This window comes from Pandoraea sp. B-6 (assembly GCF_000282835.1).
In the GTDB taxonomy this organism is placed as follows: Bacteria; Pseudomonadota; Gammaproteobacteria; order Burkholderiales; family Burkholderiaceae; genus Pandoraea; species Pandoraea cepalis.
The window spans coordinates 133205-155053 of record NZ_KB290503.1 but is presented as its reverse complement, the minus strand read 5'-3'; the positions used below and the strand labels follow the sequence as shown (position 1 = coordinate 155053).

15 protein-coding genes, 1 pseudogene and 1 riboswitch are annotated in these 21849 nt (G+C 64.4%); of the genes and pseudogenes, 9 read left to right on the top strand and 7 right to left on the bottom strand.

What is annotated here, in order from left to right:
* Both recQ and A985_RS0107830 read left to right on the top strand, forming a co-directional pair.
* On the top strand, positions 1–1565 hold a 1565-nt coding region (gene recQ, locus A985_RS24630), incomplete at its 5' end, for a DNA helicase RecQ (RefSeq protein ID WP_232424554.1).
* Between the two features lie 47 nt (positions 1566–1612).
* On the top strand, positions 1613–2413 hold the full coding sequence (locus A985_RS0107830; protein ID WP_017232850.1) for a glycosyltransferase: 801 nt from the start codon (positions 1613–1615) through the stop codon (positions 2411–2413).
* A gap of 16 nt (positions 2414–2429) precedes the next feature.
* Here A985_RS0107830 and A985_RS0107825 read toward each other — a convergent pair whose 3' ends face one another.
* Together A985_RS0107825 and dnaE are read right to left on the bottom strand one after the other, a co-directional pair.
* Positions 2430–3281 carry a glycosyltransferase family 2 protein gene (locus A985_RS0107825; RefSeq protein WP_017232849.1) on the bottom strand — a complete coding sequence of 284 codons (852 nt, stop codon included), beginning with the start codon at positions 3279–3281 and terminating at the stop codon, positions 2430–2432.
* Between the two features lie 74 nt (positions 3282–3355).
* Positions 3356–6949: a DNA polymerase III subunit alpha gene (gene dnaE / locus A985_RS0107820; protein WP_026131748.1), complete on the bottom strand. Its 3594-nt coding sequence runs from the start codon at positions 6947–6949 to the stop codon at positions 3356–3358.
* 217 nt (positions 6950–7166) lie between these two features.
* On the opposite strand from dnaE, the gene A985_RS24625 reads away from it, so the two are divergent.
* Both A985_RS24625 and gluQRS read left to right on the top strand, forming a co-directional pair.
* Complete coding sequence (locus A985_RS24625; RefSeq protein ID WP_051060100.1) at positions 7167–8066, top strand: sulfurtransferase; 900 nt, start codon at positions 7167–7169, stop codon at positions 8064–8066.
* A 77-nt stretch (positions 8067–8143) separates the two neighbouring features.
* A pseudogene (gluQRS, locus tag A985_RS24620) lies at positions 8144–9025 on the top strand (tRNA glutamyl-Q(34) synthetase GluQRS); the annotation flags it as partial.
* Between the two features lie 112 nt (positions 9026–9137).
* Here gluQRS and A985_RS0107805 read toward each other — a convergent pair.
* Positions 9138–10649 (bottom strand): DEAD/DEAH box helicase, encoded by a 1512-nt coding sequence (locus tag A985_RS0107805; RefSeq protein ID WP_017232845.1) that lies wholly within the window; start codon positions 10647–10649, stop codon positions 9138–9140.
* Between the two features lie 260 nt (positions 10650–10909).
* Complete coding sequence (locus A985_RS0107800; protein ID WP_017232844.1) at positions 10910–11977, bottom strand: bile acid:sodium symporter family protein; 1068 nt, start codon at positions 11975–11977, stop codon at positions 10910–10912.
* A 213-nt stretch (positions 11978–12190) separates the two neighbouring features.
* Between A985_RS0107800 and A985_RS0107795 the strand changes: the two genes are divergently transcribed.
* From A985_RS0107795 to wrbA, 3 genes are all read left to right on the top strand, one after another.
* Complete coding sequence (locus A985_RS0107795) at positions 12191–13153, top strand: LysR family transcriptional regulator (RefSeq protein WP_017232843.1); 963 nt, start codon at positions 12191–12193, stop codon at positions 13151–13153.
* A gap of 239 nt (positions 13154–13392) precedes the next feature.
* The gene (locus A985_RS0107790) at positions 13393–13686 is read left to right on the top strand and encodes a hypothetical protein (RefSeq protein ID WP_017232842.1); all 294 of its coding nucleotides are present in this window, start codon (positions 13393–13395) and stop codon (positions 13684–13686) included.
* A gap of 121 nt (positions 13687–13807) precedes the next feature.
* Positions 13808–14440, top strand: a complete 633-nt coding sequence (gene wrbA, locus A985_RS0107785) for an NAD(P)H:quinone oxidoreductase (RefSeq protein WP_017232841.1) — start codon at positions 13808–13810, stop codon at positions 14438–14440.
* A gap of 73 nt (positions 14441–14513) precedes the next feature.
* Here the strand turns inward: wrbA and blaOXA are convergent, their stop codons facing one another.
* Positions 14514–15386, bottom strand: a complete 873-nt coding sequence (blaOXA, locus tag A985_RS24615) for a class D beta-lactamase (RefSeq protein WP_017232840.1) — start codon at positions 15384–15386, stop codon at positions 14514–14516.
* 233 nt (positions 15387–15619) lie between these two features.
* Here blaOXA and A985_RS24610 point away from each other — a divergent pair, with 233 nt between their 5' ends.
* On the top strand, positions 15620–17305 hold the full coding sequence (locus tag A985_RS24610) for a hypothetical protein (RefSeq protein ID WP_017232839.1): 1686 nt from the start codon (positions 15620–15622) through the stop codon (positions 17303–17305).
* A 37-nt stretch (positions 17306–17342) separates the two neighbouring features.
* Here the strand turns inward: A985_RS24610 and A985_RS24605 are convergent, their stop codons facing one another.
* On the bottom strand, positions 17343–17798 hold the full coding sequence (locus A985_RS24605) for a carboxymuconolactone decarboxylase family protein (protein WP_017232838.1): 456 nt from the start codon (positions 17796–17798) through the stop codon (positions 17343–17345).
* 392 nt (positions 17799–18190) lie between these two features.
* Positions 18191–18289, top strand: a riboswitch (TPP riboswitch).
* A 73-nt stretch (positions 18290–18362) separates the two neighbouring features.
* Between A985_RS24605 and thiC the strand changes: the two genes are divergently transcribed.
* Positions 18363–20279: a phosphomethylpyrimidine synthase ThiC gene (gene thiC / locus A985_RS0107760; protein WP_017232837.1), complete on the top strand. Its 1917-nt coding sequence runs from the start codon at positions 18363–18365 to the stop codon at positions 20277–20279.
* 139 nt (positions 20280–20418) lie between these two features.
* Here thiC and A985_RS0107755 read toward each other — a convergent pair whose 3' ends face one another.
* Positions 20419–21522 (bottom strand): hypothetical protein, encoded by a 1104-nt coding sequence (locus A985_RS0107755; protein WP_017232836.1) that lies wholly within the window; start codon positions 21520–21522, stop codon positions 20419–20421.
* Positions 21523–21849 lie beyond the last annotated feature (327 nt).

Below are 21849 nucleotides of genomic sequence, written 5' to 3'. Positions count from 1 at the left end.
TGAACTCCAGTCTCGGCTTCGACGAAGCGCTCGATACCGAGCACCGCGCCGCCCGCGGCGAACTCGATCTGCTCTACGTGGCGCCCGAGCGCTTGCTGACCGATCGTTTTCTCGACCTGCTAGACCGACTCGACGCGCGCGGGCAACTGGCGCTGTTCGCCATCGACGAGGCGCATTGCGTCTCGCAATGGGGGCATGACTTCCGTCCCGAATACATTCAGCTCTCGGCACTTCACGAACGTTATCCGCGCGTACCGCGCATCGCGCTGACCGCCACGGCGGACGCCGCGACGCGCGAGGACATCCAGACGCGGCTTGGCCTGACCGAGGCGCTGTTGTTCGTCTCGAGCTTCGACCGGCCGAACATTCGCTACGAGATCGTCGATCGCGACAATCCCCGCAAGCAGTTGCTCGCGTTTCTAGGGCGGCACCGGGGCGAGGCGGGCATCGTCTATTGCCTGTCGCGCAAGAAGGTGGAAGAAACCGCCGCCTGGCTCGAGACGCAGGGCATTCCGGCCCTGCCCTATCACGCTGGGCTGGACGCGGACGTGCGCCGCACGCACCAACAGCGCTTCCTGCGCGAGGAAGGGCTGGTGATGTCGGCCACGGTTGCCTTCGGCATGGGCATCGACAAGCCCGACGTGCGTTTCGTCGCCCACCTGGATTTGCCCAAGAGCCTCGAAGCCTACTATCAGGAGACGGGGCGCGCGGGGCGCGACGGCGAACCCGCCGAAGCCTGGATGACGTATGGGCTGAACGACGTCGTGGTGCATCGCAGCCGCATCGACGAGTCGAACGCTCCCGACCAGCAAAAGCGCATCGAACGCCAGAAACTCGACGCCCTGCTCGGCTATTGTGAAGCGCCGCGCTGCCGCCGCACCGTGCTGCTGTCGTATTTTGGCGAATCGAGCGCGCCGTGCGGCAACTGCGATGTCTGCCTGAGTCCGCCCGAAGTCTTCGACGGGACCATCGCCGCCCAGAAGGCCCTCTCGGCCATACTGCGTACGGGCCAGCGTTTTGGCGCCGGGCATCTGGTCGATCTGCTGCGCGGGCGCAGCACCGACAAGATTCGTCAGTTCGGGCACGAAGCCCTGCCGACGTTCGGCGTTGGCGGTGAACTCGACGATCAAGGCTGGCGCGCGGTGTTCCGGCAGTTGATCGCGCATGGCATCATCGAGCCCGACAGCAGCCAATACGGCGCGCTGACGCTCAACGCGGCGGCACGCCCGGTGCTCAAGGGGGAAACGACACTGTCGTTGCGGCGCCAGCGGGCCTCCGTCGGAAAGAAGAGCCGTTTTGCCGGGTATGCGTCGTCGCAGGCGATCGAGCTGGATACTGCCGATCAGCAACTGTTCGAAAAGCTGCGGGCCTGGCGGCAGGAGATCGCCAAGACGCAGCAGGTGCCCGCCTACGTTATCCTGCACGACCGGACACTGCGCGAACTCGCCCAGCGTCGCCCCCGCCATCGCGAGGGGTTGGCCGATATCACCGGACTCGGCGAAGCCAAGATCGAACGCTACGGTGAAGCGCTTGTCGAGTTGCTCAACGACGTTGCCAACGCTTGATCACCGCGCGGGTCCGGCAATCGGACGCCGCCATTTCGTGAGTTGTCATGATTGAAGCTTCATCGCCTGCCACCTCGCTCGAATGTTCGCCGCGTCTGCCGCTCACGGTAACGATTCTCACGCGCAACGAGCGTCACAACATTGCCGATTGCATCACGTCGGTGCAGTCGTTGGCGTCGCAGATCGTCGTGCTCGATAACGCGAGCACGGACGGCACGACGGACATCGCTCGCGCCGCAGGCGCCGAGGTGCACGTCACCGCCGACTGGCCCGGCTTCGGCCCCCAGAAGAATCGCGCGCTGTCGCTTGCGACACAGCCCTGGGTGCTGTCACTCGACGCCGATGAACGCGTCACGCCAGAACTGGCGGCCGAGATTGCGGCGGCGATTGCCAGCAGTGACCGCGGCGGCTACGCGGGCTTCCGCATGCCTCGCCTGTCGCAGTTCCTCGGACACTGGGTGCGGCATTGCGGCTGGTACCCGGACTACGTGTTGCGACTGTTTCGGCGCGAGGCCGGACGCTTCTCCGACAATCTCGTGCACGAGCGGGTGATCGTCGACGGCGAGATCGGCACCCTTGCGCATCACCTGCTGCATTACAGCTATACCGAGGTTCGTCAGGTCGAAGACAAGGTTCAGCGGTATGCGCGCGCGGGGGCGACGGAGATGGCGTTGCGCGGCAAACGCGTCTCGCCGCTGAAACCTTGGATCAATGGCGGATGGGCGTTCGTGCGCACGTATTTACTGCGCAGAGGATTTCTCGACGGCGCCACGGGCGCCGCGATTGCGCGGATGAATGCCCGCAGCGCGTTTCTGAAGTACGCGCTGCTGCGGCGCGCAGACGCCTGACGCACCCTCGGCCCAATTACTTGGCGAGCGCCCGCTTCACACGCGAGCGGAACAATTCCCAGCGCAGCTTGCCGTCATTGACCGGCTCGGGCAGCCGTCCGTCGTTACCTGCCGGCACCGGCTTGCCACGGCGCAGGTAATAGCGGTCGAAAATGGACTGTGTCATGCCCCACTTGCGCAGAAACTGCGTGCGACCGTCGTTCTTCACCACCTTGCCCGTACTCTTGCACTGAAAGTGGTACACAAGGCTCGCGCCAACGCCAACGAAACGGCGTGCGCCCGCTGCCCACATCTTCATCGAGAAGTCATTGTCGCTGCTCATGCCAGGGCTAAGCTCGGTGCTGTAACCGCCGACGAGAAACCACCAATCGCGGTGCACGAGCGTCGGCGGCCAAGTGGCGCCGAACCAGTCCGGCTTGCGGTAGGTCGGCACGGCAGCGAGCAGCCCCGCCTCGTCGAACGTATCGACGTCGCGGCCGAAGTCCTGCACAAGCACGCAGGGATTGCCGGTGTCGACCGGCTCGATCATAGTGCCCGAGAGCATGAAGGCCTTGTCGGGCATGGCTTCGGCACGCTCGATCAGCGCACGATCCCAGCCCGGGCAGCAATACATGTCGTCGTTCAGGTAGACGATGTACTTTTCACGGGCAAGCGCTGCCGCCTGATTCACGGCGTAGCAGATACCGATGTTGTCCGGCGACGCCGTATGCTCGATCCCCTCGGCCCGCACCCAGTCGAGCGAGCCGTCTGAGCCGTCGTTGATGTGGACGATGATCTGATGCGGATGACTCGAATTCTCGCGAATGCTGCGCACGCAAAGTTGCAGCAAGGCGAGATTGTTCCACGTCGGAACGATGATGGAGAACATCCGGATTTCCTTGTTGTATCGAAAGACGCACGGCATCTCGCGGCGTCATGCAACGCCGCACCGCCTCGCCTGCCTCAATAGATGATTTGCACCGAATCGGTCGTGAGCCACTGGCGAAGCTCGCCGAGCAATTCGTCGCCCGGCTGGACCTTCCAGTCGTCACCCAGTCGCGACTCGCATTCGGCATCAGGACGGCGATACACGATGTGCACCGGCAAGCCGTTCTGCTTGTCGTTGTCGTCGTCATTGCGACGTCCGAAGGCACCGCTCCGGCCACCGCCACCGCCGCCTCCGCCGCCGTTGAAGCCGCCGCCGCCCCCTCGGGAACCGCCGCCCGCGCCTGCCATTGCCGCGACGCGGTACATCGTGCAGTGCGGTTGCAGCGTGGCGCGCAGGCGCGTCCAATCGGCATTGCCGTTGAACGACAACTTGAGCGCACGCGCGAAACGCGCCCGCGCACGGCCGAGATCCATCAAGCTCTCCACGGTGAAGCGCAGGCCGCCGGTGAAGCTGTCCGGGCGTGCGTTGCCCTGCACGATGAGTAGTTCGTCTTCCTTGAAGAGGTGCTTGTTCGCTTCGAACTGCTCGTTGAAGATCGTGACTTCGAGCGTTGCCGTGCCGTCGTCGAGCTGTACGATCAGCATCTTGCCGCGCTGGGTCATCATCGTGCGCATGCTGGCAATCACGCCGGCGACCAGCCTGTCGCGGCCCTCTGTCAGGTCTCGAATGCGGGTCCGGACGAAGCGCCGCACTTCCTCGGCGTAGGAATCGAACATGTGGCCCGACAGATAGAAGCCGAGCGCCTGCTTCTCTTCCTGCAACTTGCGCTTGTCGGTCCAGGCCGGCTCGTCGGCCAGCTCGAGCGGCGCCTGCAGGCTTTCGTCACCAAGATCGAACAGGCTGACCTGATTGGCCGCCGCACTCGCCTGCTCCGCGGCTTCCATCGCCAACGGCACCGACGCCATCAACTGCGCACGATTGGCATGAATGCTGTCGAAGGCACCGGCACGAATGAGCGCTTCGATCGTGCGACGGTTCACCACACGACGATCGATGCGGGCGCAGAAGTCAAACAGATCGGTGAACGGTTTCCCTTCGCGCGCCCGCAGAATTTCCTCGATGGCCGACTGACCGCTCCCCTTGATCGCGCCCAGGCCGTAACGCACCGTCTTCGCGTCGGCCGGCTCGAATCGATAGGCGGAGACGTTCACATCCGGGGGCAGCACGCCCAGGCCATTGGCGCTGGTCAGGCAGTCTTCGTAGAGAATCTTGACCTTGTCCGTGTCGTCCATGGCCAAGCTCATATTGGCGGCCATGAATTCGGCGGGATGGTGTGCTTTCAGCCACGCGGTGTAATAGGCCAGCAGTGCGTACGCCGCGGCGTGCGACTTGTTGAAACCGTAGCCCGCGAATTTCTCCATCAAGTCGAAGATCTCGTCCGACTTTTCGCGTGTGAGGCCGTTCGCCGCCGCACCCTGCGCGAAAATCTCGCGGTGCTGAGCCATCTCCTCAGCCTTCTTCTTGCCCATCGCGCGACGCAACAAATCGGCGCCACCTAGCGAGTAGCCGCCGATGATCTGCGCCATCTGCATCACCTGCTCCTGGTAGACCATGATGCCGTAGGTCTCCTGGAGCACCGGCTCGACGCGCGGGTCCGGGTACTCTACCTTCTCGCGGCCGTGCTTACGGGCGCAGAAGCTCGGGATCAGGTCCATCGGGCCCGGACGATACAACGCCACCAGCGCGATAATGTCCTCGAACCGGTCCGGCTGGGCGTCCTTCAACATGCCCTGCATGCCGCGGCTTTCCAGCTGGAACACCGCCACCGTATTGGCTTTCTTCAGGATGCTGAAGGCGGCCGGATCTGTGAGCGAAACCTGGTCGAGCGACCAGTCCGCCATCTCCGGATGCAGCCGCTTGATGTAGCGCTCGGCCCAATTCAGGATCGTCAGCGTGGTCAGACCCAAAAAGTCGAACTTCACCAAGCCGACGGCTTCCACGTCGTCCTTGTCGTACTGGCTCACCACGCCGCTGGCATCTTCGCCGCTGCCCTGCGTGTACAGGGGACAGAAATCCGTCAGCTTGCCCGGTGCGATCAACACGCCGCCCGCGTGCATGCCGACGTTACGCGTGAGGCCTTCAACGCGCTGCGCCAGCTCGATCAACTGCTTGACTTCGTCCTCGGTCTGGAAGCGCTCGGCAAGTTGCGGCTCTTCTTTGAGCGCGTCGTCGATGGTGACGTGCTTGCCCGGCTTGAACGGAATCAGCTTGGAGATACCGTCGACGAAGTTGTAGCCCAGATCGAGCACGCGGCCAACGTCGCGCACCGCCGCCTTCGCGGCCATCGAGCCGAACGTTGCGATCTGCGAGACGGCGTCGGCGCCGTATTTGTCCTTCACATACTGAATGACGCGATCGCGCCCGTCCTGACAGAAGTCGATGTCGAAGTCGGGCATCGAAACGCGTTCCGGATTCAGGAAGCGCTCGAACAGCAGGTTGTACTTGAGCGGGTCGAGGTCGGTGATGCCCAGCGCATAAGCCACGAGCGAACCCGCCCCCGACCCGCGCCCCGGCCCTACCGGGACACCATTGTTCTTCGCCCACTGGATAAAGTCCGCCACGATCAGGAAGTAGCCGGGGAAGCCCATCTTGATGATCGTGCCGGTCTCGAAGTCGAGCCGCTTGTAATACTCGGGACGCTGCGCGTCGCGCTCGGCCTCGTCGGGGAACAGTTGGGCGAGACGCGTCTCCAGCCCTTCCTTGGACAGGTGCACGAGATAGTCGTCGAGCGACATGCCGTCCGGCGTGGGGAACAGCGGCAGCTTCGGCTTGCCGAGCTCGAGTGTCACGTTGCAGCGCTTGGCAATCTCGACGGTATTCGCCACTGCAGAGGGCACGTCTTCAAACGCGGCGATCATGTCGTCCTGCGTGCGGAAACTCTGATCCTGCGTGAACCGCCGCACACGGCGCGCGTTGCCCAGCATCTCGCCTTCGGAAATACACACGCGCGCCTCGTGCGCGGTGAAGTCGTCCGACGTCATGAACTGAATCGGATGCGTGGCAACGACCGGCAGGCCCGCTTTCGCCGCCAGCTGCACCGCCTGCTGCACGTACATCTCCATGCCCGCCTGGCCGGTGCGCTGCAACTCGATATAAAACGCCCCGGGGAAAACGCTCGCCCAGTGCTGCGCGCATTGCAGCGCCTGCTCGGGGTTGCCGGCCGCCAGCGCCGCACCGACATCGCCCATCTGGGCCCCGGAGAGTGCCAGCAGACCGCGCGCCAGACCGTCGGCCTGGAGCCATGACGATTCGATCTCCGCCCGCCCGCGCCACTGGTTGCCGAGCCACGCCTTGGAGAGCAACTGGCACAGGTTCAGATAGCCCTCTCTGTCGCGTGCGAGCAGCAACAGCCGCGACGGCTTGTCGCGGTCGACCGGATTCGTGATCCAGGCATCGCAGCCAATGATCGGCTTGACGCCCTTGCCGCGGGCTTCCTTGTAAAAACGGATGGCGCCGAACATGTTCGCGAGGTCGGTCAGCGCGAGCGCGCCCTGACCATCCTTGGCGGCGGCCTTGACGACGTCGTCGAGCCGCACGATGCCATCGGCGATCGAGTATTCGGAATGGAGACGGAGGTGGACGAAGCGAGGTTCTGACATGGGCCGTATTGTAACGCGCCGCCCCCGGATACAGCGCCCCGCGTCGCGAAACGTCCCACTTTGGCGCGCTTTTCGGATGAGACCGGGCGGGCACTCGGAATTCCTCCCCGCCGTGACCGGGATGCTGTCCGATTCGGCGAAATCCGGGGTGAAATCAAAGTGCGTTCGCGCCGAATCGGCGATAATGGCGCTTTATTGCTTCACGCTTTTGCGAAATCCCGTTGCCATGTCTATCGTCAACATCGCTGCGTACAAGTTCGTCACGCTCGACGACATCGCGACCCTCCGTCCCGCCCTGCAGGCACGCTGCCAGGCGCTCGACCTGAAGGGCACCATCCTGCTCGCGCCGGAGGGCATCAACCTGTTTCTGGCCGGCTCGCGCGAAGCCGTCGACGCCTTCCTCGCCGAACTGCGCGCCGACGCCCGGTTCGCCGATCTGGCCGTCAAGGAAAGTCTCTCCGAGGCGCAGCCGTTCCGCCGGATGCTGGTGCGCCCGAAGAAAGAGATCATCACGATGAAAATGCCGGTCATCAAGCCGGCGGACGGCCGGGCGCCCGGCATCGATCCGGTCACGCTCAAGCGCTGGCTCGACGCCGGCCAGGACGATGAAGGCCGCCCGGTGGTAATGCTCGACACGCGCAACGACTTCGAAGTCGATGTCGGTACGTTCGACAACGCCGTCGACTATCGTCTGACCAAATTCTCGGAATTCCCCGACGTCGTTGCCGCTCACCGCGATGACTTCGAAGGCAAGACCATCGTGTCGTTCTGCACCGGTGGCATTCGGTGCGAAAAGGCCGCGATCTACATGCGCGACATCGGCCTCGAGCATACGTATCAGCTCGACGGCGGCATTCTCAAATACTTCGAGGACGTTGGCGGCGCGCACTATCAAGGCGACTGCTTCGTGTTCGATTACCGTACGGCGCTCACGCCAGACCTCACGCCGTCGACGACCCAGCAGTGCTTCGCCTGTCGCGCCGTGGTCACCGCCGAGGATCAGCGCAGCCCGGCTTACGTCGAAGGCGAGCATTGTCCTGCGTGTGTGGGCAGCCGCACGGCGGCCAACACGCTTGAGAAGGCCATCACTGCCGCCCCGTCAGCGCCATCTGCCCCGTCTGCTTGAGCGCGCCGGTGGCTCACGCCCGCCCGCACGACGCCGCGCCGCCCGCCAGCCCTGATGCGTGCTACCGGGGTACGCGTTACCGGGGCCGCTTCGCGCCCTCCCCGACTGGGCCGCTGCACCGTGGCTCGCTCGTCACCGCCCTGGCCAGTTGGCTTGATGCCCGCGCGCACGACGGCGTCTGGATCGTCCGTATGGAAGATCTTGACGAACCGCGGTGTGAGCCGGGGGCGGCCGACGCCATTCTCGCGACGCTGACGCGTCTGGGCCTGCATTCGGACGAGCCGGTCGTCTGGCAAAGTCAGCGACACGCGCAGTATGAACAGGCGCTCGCCTCGCTCATCGCGCGCGGCCTCGTTTACCCCTGTGGCTGCACGCGACGCGAAATCGCCGATTCGCTCACCCGCGTGCACGCGCGCCACCGCACGCTCGCGTATCCGGGCACGTGCCGCCACGGCCTTCACGGCAAAACACCTCGCGCCTGGCGCTTGCGAGTCCCGGACGGCGAGGCCGCTCGCATCCGTTTCGAGGATCGCTGGATGGGCCCGCAGACGCAGGATCTGGCGACCGAGGTCGGCGACTTCGTGCTCAAACGTGCCGACGGCCAATGGGCCTATCAGTTGGCCGTGGTCGTCGACGATCAGACACAAGGCATGACCGATATCGTGCGCGGCGCGGATTTGCTGGATTCGACGGCGCGCCAGATCTATCTGCAGGCGTGTCTCGATGCCCCCACGCCACGCTATCTGCACGTACCGTTGGTCATGGCCGACGACGGCGAAAAGCTGAGCAAACAGAATGGCGCGGCCCCGCTTGCCCTCGACACGGCAAACGCGACGCTCTGCGCGCTCAAGGACGCCGCGGCACATCTCGGATTACCGGCGACGCTCACCCACGTCTCCCATCGTGAAGACTTCTACGCCGCAGCGATACAGGCTTGGCGGGCTCAGCACAGGCAATGAAGCCCGCACCTGCCTTCGTTACCGTTCCCCAACATGAAAAAAGCCAGCGCAACTACGCTGGCTTTTCAACTTCAACACGCATCTTCAATGCGCGCCGCCATCCATCATCGACTCAGTGGCTCGCCTTGCGCGGGAAGCCGGCAAGCAACGCCGCCACCTGACGCTTCGGCGCCTTGTCAGGCAACCCACCAAACGACGTCGGCACAGCGGACTCCTGCGACGAACGAGCATCATGCTGCGGCTCACTCGCCGACGGCGACGGCTCGTACGGCTTGTAGAAGAACTCGTCTTCCGGACGAACACGGCGCGGTGCGGCACTGCCGCCGCTACGGCTGGCCCGCAGGCCGTCGTGGCGACTGTGGCGCTCGCTACGGTCACTACGCTCACCGCGCTCACTACGGTCACCGCGATCGCCGCGGTCAACAACGCGCTCGCTGCGGTCGTCGCGCGACCGGCTACGACGCTCCAGCACCAACTCTCCACGCTTGAGTTCGTGCTTGATCAGCTTTTCGATTTCCACGATTTGCTTGCGTTCGTCGGGGGCGCACAGCGAGATTGCCTCACCCGACGCACCCGCGCGGCCCGTGCGACCGATACGGTGCACATAGTCTTCCGGGTTGTACGGCAGATCGTAGTTGATCACGCCCGGCAGATCCGAGATGTCCAGCCCGCGCGCTGCAACGTCGGTGGCCACAAGCGCCTGAATACCGCCTTGCTTGAACGCTTCGAGCGCTTGCATACGCTCGTTCTGCGACTTGTCGCCGTGAATCGCGGCCGTTACGATGCCCTCGCGCTCCAACTGGCGCGCCAGTCGGCTCGCACCGACCTTGCTGTTGACGAACACGATGACCTGCTTGAGATCGCGCTCCTTCAGAATCTGCACCACGGCGGCGCGCTTGTCGTCTTCATCCACTTGATAGACAACCTGCTCGACATTGTCGGCCGTGGCATTGCGGCGGGCGACTTCGATCGTGAGCGGATTCGTGAGATAGCTCGACGCGAGTTTTTTGATCTCGTTCGAGAACGTGGCCGAAAACAGAAGCGTCTGGCGCTGCTTCGGCAGCAAATTCAGAATGCGCTGAAGGTCAGGCAGGAAGCCCATGTCCAGCATGCGGTCGGCCTCGTCGAGCACGAGCATCTTCACCTGGCTCAGATTCACCGTCTTTTGTTCGACGTGATCGAGCAAGCGACCTGGCGTGGCGATCAGTATCTCAACGCCGCGTCGCAACGCATCCTTCTGCGGATTCATGTCGACGCCGCCGAACACCACCGTATTGCGCAACGGCGTGTGCCCCGCGTAGGCGCGCACGTTCTCGGCAACCTGATCGGCAAGTTCGCGCGTCGGCGTAAGAATCAGCGCACGCACCGGGTGACGGGCAGGCGATGCACTCGTGTTGGCTTCGGGCAGCAAGCGCTGGATGATCGGCAGCGAAAAGCTGGCGGTCTTGCCCGTTCCCGTTTGCGCGGCGCCCATGACGTCACGTCCGGACAGCACCACCGGGATGGCCTGCGCCTGGATCGGCGTCGGCTGGGTGTAGCCCTGCTCGGCGATGGCCCGCAAGATGTCCGCATGCAGCCCAAAGCTATCGAAGCCGGGGGTCGGAACAGCATTTACATCAGCCATGGTGGAGGGACATCTCTTTTAAAAAACGGGGGCCGCCACGCGGAAGGATTCCGCATCAAAGCTCACTCGCGAAGATTCAAGGGGCGCTGGGCGCCATGCTCGGGGCTGGCGCGAGAGGGGCCTGTCGAGGGACAGATGCGTCGGGCGCCGCCGGACCAGGGAGGTCATGAAGAAGCAAAACAAGCGCAATTCTAGCACTTGCGCACGACCAACGTGTGACAGTCGCCGTTGACGGGCTGTGTTCTGCCCGGATTCCGCGCTCAGCGGCCCGCGCCGGCGTTGGCGCTATTGTCGGGCTTGCCGTCACGCAAGGCCGGCTTCGCCGCGCCCGCCTTGATCGTCCTGCCCGCCTGGGCCGCGCGCTGGCGATTGGCGTAGCGCTGCGCGAGTACGGCGCACACCATCAGCTGCATCTGGTGAAACAGCATCAGCGGCAACACGATGGCGCCGAGCGGCCCGGTCGCAAACAGCACCTTTGCCATCGGAATACCGCTCGCAAGGCTCTTCTTCGATCCGCAGAAGACAATAGTGATCTCGTCCTCGCGGGAGAACCCGAGCCAGCGGGCGGAATAGGTGGTGAAGGCGAGCATGATCGCCAGAATCACCGCGCAGCAACCCAGCAGGCCGAGCAACGCCAGCGGCGAAACCTGGTGCCACAAGCCCGTGTTCACCGCTTCGCTGAACGCCGTGTAGACCACCAGCAGAATCGAGCCCTGATCGACGATCTTGAGCAATCCGCGATTGCGCTCGACCCACTTGCCGATGGCCTTGCGCGACACTTGCCCCGCGATGAATGGCGCGAGCAGTTGCAACATGATATTGCCGATGGAGGCGAACGGCGACGCGCCGTTCGCACCGTTGTGATGGATGACCACCAGGCCGACGAGCACTGGCGTGATGAATATACCGAACAGGCTCGACGCCGACGCGCTGCACACCGCCGCCGGTACATTGCCCCGGGCGATCGAGGTGAATGCGATGGCGGACTGCACCGTTGCCGGCAGCGTACACAGAAAGAGGATGCCCAGATACAGATCCGGCGTCACCATCCACGAGAGCATCGGCTTGAGCGCCAGGCCGACGATCGGGAAGACGGCGAACGTGCTGGCGAACACCAGCAGGTGCAGACGCCAGTGCGTCGCACCGGCGAGCACCGCCTCGCGCGAGAGCTTGGCGCCGTGCAGGAAGAACAGGGCGGCAATCGCCACGTTGGTGAGCAGGTTGAAAGCGACTCGCCCTTCGCCGTGCGCTGGCAGGAAGCTGGCAAGCGCGACAGTCGCCACAAGCATCAGCGTGAAATTGTCGGGAAGGTAACGCGGTCTGGCCATCGTCGATCTCGAATCCGTCGGAAAAGACAAAGCCCGTCCGCCAGCACACAGGACGCGACGGCGCGGCGGCCGCCAGCGATCGTCGGTCAGCCGATCGACAAACGATCGAGGATGACCGGAAGTGTGCGCTCGCGATACGGGTTTTTACGTATTAGAGCGCAAGGGCAGTTAAAATACAAATTCATTTAAAAAAATTATTCATACCAAACACGCATGAATATTTCGCTGCGCCAGCTCAAAGTGTTCCTCGCAGTGGCCAACCACGGGAGTTTCAGCCGTGCCGGCGAGGACATCGGCCTGACCCAGCCTGCCGTCAGCCGATGTATCCGTGAATTGGAGCAAGAACTCGGACTCAAGTTGGTGGACCGGACCACGCGGGAGGTCACCCTGACCGAAGTGGGCGCTAGCCTCTCGGCAACGCTCGCCCGGGTGCTCGACGAGCTGGAGAGTGCCCTGCGCGACACCCATGGTTTGGCCGAAGAGCGGCGAGGCCGGGTACGTGTCGCCAGCGCGCCCACGATTTCCGCCAATCTGATGCCCGAATGCATCTCCGCCTGTGCGGCCCGCTACCCGGACATCACGCTCTTGCTGCGCGATCAGGTGCAGACGCTCGCGAGCGACAGCGTGCGACACGGTGAAGTGGATTTCGGCGTCATCGTCGCGTCGGAAGGAACCGAGGATCTGGTCGGCGAGCCCATCATGGTGGAACCGTTTCTCGTCGTGTGCGACCGCTCACATCGTTTTGCGACACAGACACAGGTGACGTGGGAGGAACTCAACGGCGAAAAGCTCGTACTGCTCGACTACGCGTCGGGTAGCCGACCGCTGATCGACCGGGCGTTGGCCGAACATGGCGCCTATTGCCAGGTGGCGCAGGAAGTCGGGCATGCGATCACGGTCTTCCGAATGATCGAAGCGGGCATCGGCATCAGCATCATGCCGGCTCTGGCACTTCCCGCGATGCCGGGACTACCGGCGCATGGGGACCGCCTTGTCGCCCTGCCGCTCGTGCCGCAACTCGACCGCACCATCATGCTCGTGCGCCGCAAGAACCGCACGCTCTCGCCCGCCGCACAGTCGGTCTGGGCATTGATCCAGGAAATCACGGCCAAGACGTCGCACGCGCTGACTGCCCCGCCGGGAAAACGTGGGGAGGCACACGACAGCCCAACCTGACCCTGACATGATGGGAGATGCGACATGATGTCGAAATTTCGAGCAGAATTGCGCGAACTTCGGTGAAATTTTCTCTTGTCCCACCGCACGCCAGCACCACTATGTAAGTGAGTGCCTGCTACAATTATCGAGCGTCGACTCCTACAAAGCGCATGACTGTGCCATCGGGCGTTTGCCCCGCCATCGTGCCTCGACGACATGCCCGCGCCCTGCGGGCATTATGTTTCCGGTATGGCGTCATGGACTTGTTCATCAAATACTTCAGTCCGCTGTGGCTCTTCCACGCGGCGGCCGATCTGTCATTCTGGCAACGGCATCAACTCGACGCGCGCATGCATGTCATCAGTCGCTTCATGTGGCGATATGTGATGCGTTGGTGTGTCGTGAGCGCCATGTTGCTCGTGCCGGCCGCAGTCATGGCGCATGGCATGGCGGCCACTGGGCTCGCGCTGGCGGGCGGGGTATCGGCGAGCGTGACCGTGCTCATCGCGGCACTCGCGCTCGGTTGCCTCATCGGTGCGCGCCTGCGTTAAGCGCGGCTGGCCCCCAACGAATTCGGTGTTTCGTCCCGAGCGTCGACTATCATGGAACGGCTCGCCTCGCGCGGCGAATTGCCCGTGACGCCGGCCTCTCTCGACCCCTAAGGAGATTCACATGGCCAACGCCAAGATCCTGGTGGTGTTCTACAGCATGTTCGGGCATATCCACACGATGGCCGAAGCTGTCGCCGACGGCGCACGCAGCGTCGCCGGCACCGATGTCACCGTCATGCAAGTCCCTGAGCTGGTACCCGACGAAGTGCTCGAAAAGAGCGGCGCGAAAGCGGCGCGCGCCGCCTTCGCGAACGTGCCCGTCGCCCGCGTCGACCAACTGGCCGACTACGACGCGATCCTGTTCGGCACCCCGACCCGCTTCGGCAACATGACCGCACAGATGCGCAACTTCCTGGATCAGACCGGTGGCCTATGGGCCAAGGGCGCGCTCGTCGGCAAGGTCGGCAGCGTGTTCGCCAGCACAGGCACGCAGCATGGCGGACAGGAAACGACGATCACGAGCTTTCACACCACGCTGCTCCACCACGGCATGGTCATCGTCGGCGTGCCCTACACCGAGCCTGGCCTCACCAACATGGGCGAAATCACCGGCGGCACGCCTTACGGGGCGACCACGCTCGCCGCGGCCGATGGGTCTCGCAAACCCAGCGAGAACGAGTTGAAGATCGCGAGGACGCAAGGCCGTCACGTGGCGGAAATCGCGTCCGCACTTAAGCACGGACGCGCGCTGTAGCCCGCTTTCGTCGAGCGGCGCGCCGCCGGTTGGCTTACGCACCGCGCGAGGCTTACCACGGCGCCCGCCGTCCTCAGATCAGCTTCAGATCCTGCAACACGGCCCGCACGATGCGCGCGCGCTTCGGCGCATCCGCGGCCCCCGCCATATCGATGTGCAGCGCCACGCTCGTGATATTGCCTTCGCGCTCGATCCAGCCGACCCACCAGCCGATATTGGGCGTCTTCTCGTCGAACCAGCCCGTCTTGGCGTGCAGCACATAGTCCGGCGTGGCTTCGACAATCGAGATCTGACGCACGATGTCCTGCGTGTGCGCCGAAAACGGCAGTGTGCCGCGTGCGAGCCGTTGCAAGAAGTCGACCTGTTCGCGGGCCGAGATCCGCAGGCTGTCGTCGACCCAGTAGGCGTCGGCGGCGCGGCCGATGGTGCGATTGCCGTAACCGGTTTCGTCCAGCATTGCCTGCGCGTATTCACGCGCGATCTTGTGCGAGACGACCTGATAGCACGGCAGACACGACACCCGGAACGCACTGCGCAGATCCATCGCGGCATTCCAGGCCTTCACCTGACGCGGCTTGCCATCCCAGGGAATGATCTCGCGCTCGTTCTCGAGCGCGCCCGACTCCAGCGCGAGCAGACTGTTGAAGACCTTGTAAGTTGATGCGGGCGATACCCGTCGCTCGGCACGCGCGGTATCGAACGCCTGATACGTTCGCGTGTGACCGTCGAGCACGATGATCGTGCCCTTCACCCCTTCCGCCGCGAAACGTTCGCCCCAGTCGGCACGCTCGATAATGCGCACCGGTGCCGCCTGCGTCGATGCCTTGGTTTCCTCTGCCTGTGCCGGCGGGGTGAACAAAGTCGCCGAGACGAGTGCGGCAGCCGCAGCCGCAGCCGCCGGTAGGGCAACAACACCGCGTCCCCAGCGAGAGATCTTCATTTTCATTTCGTTATCCTGATTTAAATTCGTGCCATCGGGGTGGCAGGAAGAACGTCGGTGGCGCCGGCCAGGCGCCCGCTTCCGGGAGCGTTTGCAGCATAGTCTGCGTTTCGGCAGGCACAAAGCAACGCTACCGTAACCGTCGTAACCGCCGTATCATCGGTGCACCCCATTCGTAGATTCCGTCGCGTGTGCGGCCGTCGTCCGTGGCCCGACGCCACTCGACTCGCCTCGACGCCATGTCCGACACCCCTCCCTCGCGCAGCACAACGCCCGTCACGTCGGCCTCCGCCACGGGCGCACCTACGCTCGTCGTCCGCCTCGACGCCCCCCAGCACATCGACGGCCAACCGGTGCGATATCAGAGCCTCTGGTTGTTGATGCGGGTCTACTATGCGGCGCATTACGAGATGTCGTCGGTCTCGCTTGCCTCGTTGAAGATCCGGTTCAGTCAAGCCGGCGCGGCGGGCGATCTGCGTATGCTGGTCAGCCGCGCGTTCTCCGACTTTGCACGTTGGGGCGTTGCCGTGGGCTGGGGCGACGATGTACTCGCCGATGCGCGTCTGCTGCCGACGCGCGGACGGGGCAAAGGGCCATTCTGGCTCGCCCGCGATGAGATGTCGCGCATCGCCGTGACGATCGAGGACTCGACGCCCGCCGACCCGCGTCGCGCGATCGCCTCGTTTCTCGGGCTTGCACAGGATGCGGCGTCGGATACCCCATCGCCGGCGCTCGATTACGTCATGCAGGACATTGCGTTCTGGCATCACCTGACGCTGGGCAAGCGCGATATGCAGGATGGCGTGTTCTTCGCGCCGCCCCAAGCGCCATCGCAGAGCGAGGTACGCCGCCAGCCGCGCACCGGCGCGATTCCATCGTTTCATGCAGCGCAGGTGTGTGCCGTGGACGACGTGCAACGCGGCATCGCCCTGCTTGCCGAGACGATCGCCTGGCGTCGCATGGGCGACGCGGCACGCACGAATCGAACGCTGGCAACGCTCGCCGCGACCTTTGGCGCGAACCCGCCGGGCTCGCCCACGTTGCGCGCCATGCACTGGATCGTGCAGGCTTGGCAAGCCTACGGGTCACGCGACGAGGCCGGCGCGTTCGCCCACCTGCAACGCATCGCCGACGATGCCTCGCTCGCCCCCTGTCTCGTCTATAACCCGCGCATTCGCTTCGAGAGCCGCAACCTGCAGGCGTTGCTGCACAAGTCGCACGCCGCGCGCGGCGGCCCGATGCCCGCGCGGGAGCAGTCGGCGGCGAACGCGCTGGCCGCCTTTTCCGACGCCCTGCAAGCCGCGTTCGAAGCCGACTCCATTGAACTCGCGCAGCATGTCGCGGCCAACATCGGGCTGTCGTTGTGGCTGTTTTGGCAAGGCGCGCTCATCGATCCCGGCCGACGGCTCGCCGCCACGGACGTTCAGCGGCAGGCGCTGCGCTGGATCGGACTCTCGGAGTGGATCTGCGACCGGTTCGGTGTCGGTGGCAATTCCGTCTGGAACACAGTCTTCCTGTTACGCATTGCGCGCGGTGCCGTGCCGGCGCGGCGCGACCCCGATCTGGCGACGCTGCGCGCGAGCACGCCGTTGACTGTCGACGCCTTTCTCGACGCCGTGCAGCCATTCGGCGCGCCCTTCTCGCGGGCGAAGGGTTTCCAGCGCTGGACCGATGTCCTGGCGACGACGCTCGCCGACCATGAAGAGGGACGCGTCTGCTTCGAGCCGTTGCAGCTGGCCAACTTGTGGTTCGAGATGTTGTGGTTCGCGCTGCACCAGGACGGCGACTCGCCGCAGGCGGTGCATGCCGCCCAGTCGCTGGGCCGCGTGCTGCCACTCCTGCCCCCGCCCGACCGGCGGTTCTTCCGCGACGCGTTACGGCTGATGCCGCGCGAGTTTCAGCGCGAAGTGCGCCTGGCGCAGTAGCGATGGCGTCAGGACGTACGTGGCGCCGGGCCTGCCCTCACCGCACGCCGTGCGGCGTCTTGGGCAGCGGCGCGCGAAACGCGATCGCCATACGGTTCCACGCATTGATGGTGGCGACGGCGAACGTCAGATCGGCGATCTGCTTGTCGTCGTAATGCGCACGCAGCTCGGCGAACAGGGGGTCCGGCACATGCCCGTCCTGGACGTTGGTGACGGCTTCCGTCCATGCCAGCGCCGCACGCTCGGCCGGCGAGTACAGCTCGGTTTCACGCCAGGCGTCGAGCAAATGCAGACGGCGCGGTTCGATGCCCGTTTTCAGGGCGTCGACCACGTGCATGTCGATGCAGAATGCGCAGCCGTTGAGTTGCGAGGCTCGCAGCCAAACCAGCTCGACCAGGCCGCCCGGCAGGCCGCAGTCATGGAAATACTGGCTCAGCACGCTCATTTGTTCGTAGGGGCGCGGCGCGGCCTTGATGTAGTTCAGTCGTAGCATGAATCGATTCTCCGTTCCGTTCAATTCCGTTCAGAATAGGCTTCACCCACCGGTGGCATGCCGTTGTCACGCTTGCCATGCCTCCACGCCTTCGACGATACGCAGCTCTTGTCGCCCCCGGAAGGGCCAAGACCGGCGAAAATTGTCAGGCCAAAGTGAGCCAAGCCGCACATCCGGGAATGCGGTGCCCAAGGCGCCGGCCGGTGACATCGCACTACGACTGGCGCGCACGCTCGGCGACGTCAGCGCGCGCGCCCTCGCCTGACGCCGCCGCCCAACCAGCGTTTGCGTCCGCCCGCATGTGTTATGCCGCATCGCAGCATTGGCCGTTCACGTTTTTCGGGACGTATCGTGCTTGTGTTTGCCGGGCATGTCAGTGTATTGTTGCCGCAAAGCTAGCGCAGGGGTCCTGCAACGTGAGTTGTGGGTGAGAAATACCCTTAGAACCTGATCTGGATAATGCCAGCGCAGGGAGCGTAGAAATTCCTCGCCCCCGTTCATGCTCCTGAGCCGCTTTTCGCCGAAATTGTCGGCGTCAACACGTGCCCCGCCAGGAGACATTGCATGAACGCCAATCCGAAGTTCCTCTCAGCCAATGCGCGCGTGGATGAAGCCGCGATCGCACCGCTGCCGAATTCCCGCAAGATCTACGTCGAAGGCTCGCGCCCCGACCTCCGTGTCCCGATGCGCGAAATCTCGCAAGCCGACACGCCGACAAGCTTTGGCGGTGAAAAGAATCCGCCGATCTTCGTATACGACACCTCCGGTCCGTACACCGATCCGGACGCCCAAATCGACATCCGCTCCGGCCTGCCCGCCCTGCGCGCGGCATGGATCGAGGAGCGCGGCGACACCGAAGCGCTGCCGGGCATGACGTCCGCCTACGGCCGCGAGCGCGCCGCCGACGACGCCACCGCCGAGCTGCGTTTCCCGGGCCTGCATCGCACGCCTCGCCGCGCCAAGGCCGGCAAGAACGTGACGCAGATGCACTACGCGCGTCAGGGCATCATCACGCCCGAGATGGAATACATCGCCATTCGCGAAAACCTGCGCCGTCAGGAATACATCGAGAGCGTGCGCAACGCCGGCCCGCAGGGCGAGCGTCTGGCCAAGCTGCTCTCGCGCCAGCATCCGGGTCAGCATTTCGGCGCGAGCCTCCCCGCCGAAATCACGCCGGAATTCGTGCGCAGCGAAATCGCACGCGGTCGCGCCATCATCCCGAACAACATCAACCACCCGGAATCGGAGCCGATGATTATCGGCCGCAACTTCCTCGTGAAGATCAACGCGAACATCGGCAACTCGGCCGTGACCTCGTCGATCGGCGAGGAAGTGGACAAGATGACGTGGGCGATCCGCTGGGGCGGCGACACGGTGATGGATCTGTCGACCGGCAAGCACATCCACGAGACGCGTGAATGGATCCTGCGCAACAGCCCGGTACCCATCGGCACGGTGCCGATCTATCAGGCGCTCGAGAAGGTGAATGGCAAGGCCGAAGACCTGACGTGGGAAATGTTCCGCGACACGCTCATCGAGCAGGCCGAGCAAGGCGTCGACTACTTCACGATTCACGCCGGCGTGCGCCTCGCGTACGTACCGATGACCGCCAACCGCATGACTGGCATCGTGAGCCGCGGCGGCTCGATCATGGCCAAGTGGTGCCTCGCGCACCATAAGGAAAGCTTCCTGTACACGCACTTCGAAGAGATCTGCGAAATCATGAAGGCCTATGACGTCGCGTTCTCGCTGGGCGACGGCCTGCGTCCGGGCTCGATCTATGACGCCAACGACGAAGCACAACTCTCGGAGCTGAAGACGCTGGGTGAGTTGACACAGATCGCGTGGAAGCACGACGTGCAGGTGATGATCGAAGGCCCGGGCCACGTGCCGATGCAGCTCATCAAGGAGAACATGGATCTCCAGCTCGAGTACTGCGACGAAGCCCCGTTCTACACGCTCGGACCGCTGACGACGGACATCGCCCCCGGCTACGACCACATTACGTCGGGCATCGGGGCGGCGACCATCGGCTGGTACGGCACCGCCATGCTGTGCTACGTCACGCCGAAGGAACACCTCGGTTTGCCGAACAAGGACGACGTGAAGGAAGGCATCATCACGTACAAGCTCGCCGCGCACGCCGCCGATCTCGCCAAGGGCCACCCCGGCGCGCAGATTCGCGACAATGCGTTGTCGAAGGCGCGTTTCGAGTTCCGTTGGGAAGACCAGTTCAATCTGGGTCTCGATCCGGACAAGGCGCGCGAATTCCACGACGAAACGCTGCCGAAGGACTCCGCCAAGGTTGCCCACTTCTGCTCGATGTGCGGACCGCACTTCTGCTCGATGAAGATCACGCAGGACGTGCGCGATTACGCCGCCAAGCAAGGCATTTCCGACGAAGCGGCGCTCAAGCAGGGCATGGAAGTCAAGGCCGTGGAGTTCGTCAAGAACGGCGCCGAGATCTATCGTCGTACCTGACGATACGCACGCGGCGGCGAGGGTTTCGCCTCGCGCCGTCGCACGGTTGCCCGTCGTCAACGATGGCCGCTAACGCGCCCGGGTCAAACCGGGCGCGTTTTATCATGGATGACGCCTGGCCATCAGGCGGCGAACGCGCTTAGCCGTGCGCAGACGGGTCGATCGTGGTGCTGGCCGGAACCGTCGGCACACCGCGCATCGTCAGTTGATTGCGCAGGCGCTGCGTCGCGATATGCGGCGGCCGCGACGACAGCGTCGTCGCCAGTGCCGTGAAGGCCTTCGTGTTCGTCGCGGGCAGCGCCGCCGCGTTCATCACCTCCGTGTGACGAAGCGCCCAGTGGCGCTCGCCCAGTTGCTCTACCCCGAGGGCGAGTTTGATCCACTCGTCCGTGCCCAGTCCGACGGACGGCGGCAGATCGGCGCGCACCATGGCCTGATGCATCGGCAAGCCGTCGGCGAACCCCACGCGAAGCATCCATTCGGTGCTCTCGCGCGACGGCAGGACCCGCGATCCCTGGTGCAGCCGATCGTTCACTTTCCCGATGAACGTGGCGGGCGACTCCAGTTCCTCGCACGCCTTCGACCACTCCTTTCTCCCTGCCAGCGCCGGCTTGCCCGTCCATCGGCGCGCGGTATCCGCGACGATCGTCGCCACGTTGTCGCGACGGGTATCGAACGCCACCGTTCCGTTGCGACCGCCCGTGCCGAGCAGCGAGCCGCTCACAATCTCCCGGCAGATCTGTGCCCGCTCGCTGCGCCCGTCTGGCATGACCACAGGATGATTGCGACCGTCCGGCGATACGCCTCGTGTGCCGGTGTCCTGCGCACTGGCGCACACATGAAGCGTTTGCACGGCGGAAGCGCTCAGGACCGGTTGCGCGCCACGCGTTGCACCATTCGCGGGAACGTCGAGCGCAAGTGCGGCCAGTTCGCCGCTGTCAATGCCGCCCCCCTCGGGTATGAACCGTCCGGCAGCGACTTCGCCCGACGCCTCGATTTCCGCCGATGCGCCCAGGAAATCGCTGCCGAAGGCCTTGTCCATGCCGCGGGATACTGGCACGGCACGCACCGCGCTCGCGGTCCAAGGGTGCGTCAGGCTGTCGGCGCGAGCGTTGGCGATGCGCACCAGCGGAATGCCGGCGGCGTTGGCGAGCCCTGCTCCTGGCGTCAGCGCAATGGGGGCTGCTGCCGCAACGTTGCCCAACCCCGGCGAATAGTGGAATGCCTGGATGCCGTTCATCATCGTGAGATCCTCAGTAGGGAGATACGTGGCCGGTCGCCACGGCCTCGACAAGGTGTCGCGGCGAAGTTCACGATGCCCGAGGCGGCGTGCGCCCATTGTCGGTTCTGAACACGGTGTCGCGCAGCTCGCGCAAGCCACCGTCCGAAAGTAGACAGCGGCGCCCCAGCGCTCGCCCAATCGTTGGGGCATGGGTGTCGGCAAGCCCCGAACTTATGGCATGCTATCGGACAGCGGCACAGCCTACGCGGCTGACGCGGCCCGCAAAAATGGCGTCGGCGGCATTTTTGGCTCGCAGACGACACCGCACCGGGTACGCGCCTTCCGCGC

Excerpts from the sequence above, each read along its gene's own strand:
- wrbA (WP_017232841.1), top strand. The coding sequence starts at position 13,808 with ATGGCCAACGCCAAGATCCTGGTGGTGTTCTACAGCATGTTCGGGCAT.
- A985_RS24625 (WP_051060100.1), top strand. The coding sequence starts at position 7,167 with ATGTCTATCGTCAACATCGCTGCGTACAAGTTCGTCACGCTCGACGAC.
- A985_RS0107755 (WP_017232836.1), bottom strand. The coding sequence starts at position 21,522 with ATGATGAACGGCATCCAGGCATTCCACTATTCGCCGGGGTTGGGCAAC.
- A985_RS0107790 (WP_017232842.1), top strand. The coding sequence starts at position 13,393 with ATGGACTTGTTCATCAAATACTTCAGTCCGCTGTGGCTCTTCCACGCG.
- A985_RS0107800 (WP_017232844.1), bottom strand. The coding sequence starts at position 11,977 with ATGGCCAGACCGCGTTACCTTCCCGACAATTTCACGCTGATGCTTGTG.
- thiC (WP_017232837.1), top strand. The coding sequence starts at position 18,363 with ATGAACGCCAATCCGAAGTTCCTCTCAGCCAATGCGCGCGTGGATGAA.
- A985_RS0107825 (WP_017232849.1), bottom strand. The coding sequence starts at position 3,281 with ATGTTCTCCATCATCGTTCCGACGTGGAACAATCTCGCCTTGCTGCAA.
- A985_RS0107830 (WP_017232850.1), top strand. The coding sequence starts at position 1,613 with ATGATTGAAGCTTCATCGCCTGCCACCTCGCTCGAATGTTCGCCGCGT.
- A985_RS0107795 (WP_017232843.1), top strand. The coding sequence starts at position 12,191 with ATGAATATTTCGCTGCGCCAGCTCAAAGTGTTCCTCGCAGTGGCCAAC.
- A985_RS0107805 (WP_017232845.1), bottom strand. The coding sequence starts at position 10,649 with ATGGCTGATGTAAATGCTGTTCCGACCCCCGGCTTCGATAGCTTTGGG.
- A985_RS24605 (WP_017232838.1), bottom strand. The coding sequence starts at position 17,798 with ATGCTACGACTGAACTACATCAAGGCCGCGCCGCGCCCCTACGAACAA.
- A985_RS24610 (WP_017232839.1), top strand. The coding sequence starts at position 15,620 with ATGTCCGACACCCCTCCCTCGCGCAGCACAACGCCCGTCACGTCGGCC.
- blaOXA (WP_017232840.1), bottom strand. The coding sequence starts at position 15,386 with ATGAAAATGAAGATCTCTCGCTGGGGACGCGGTGTTGTTGCCCTACCG.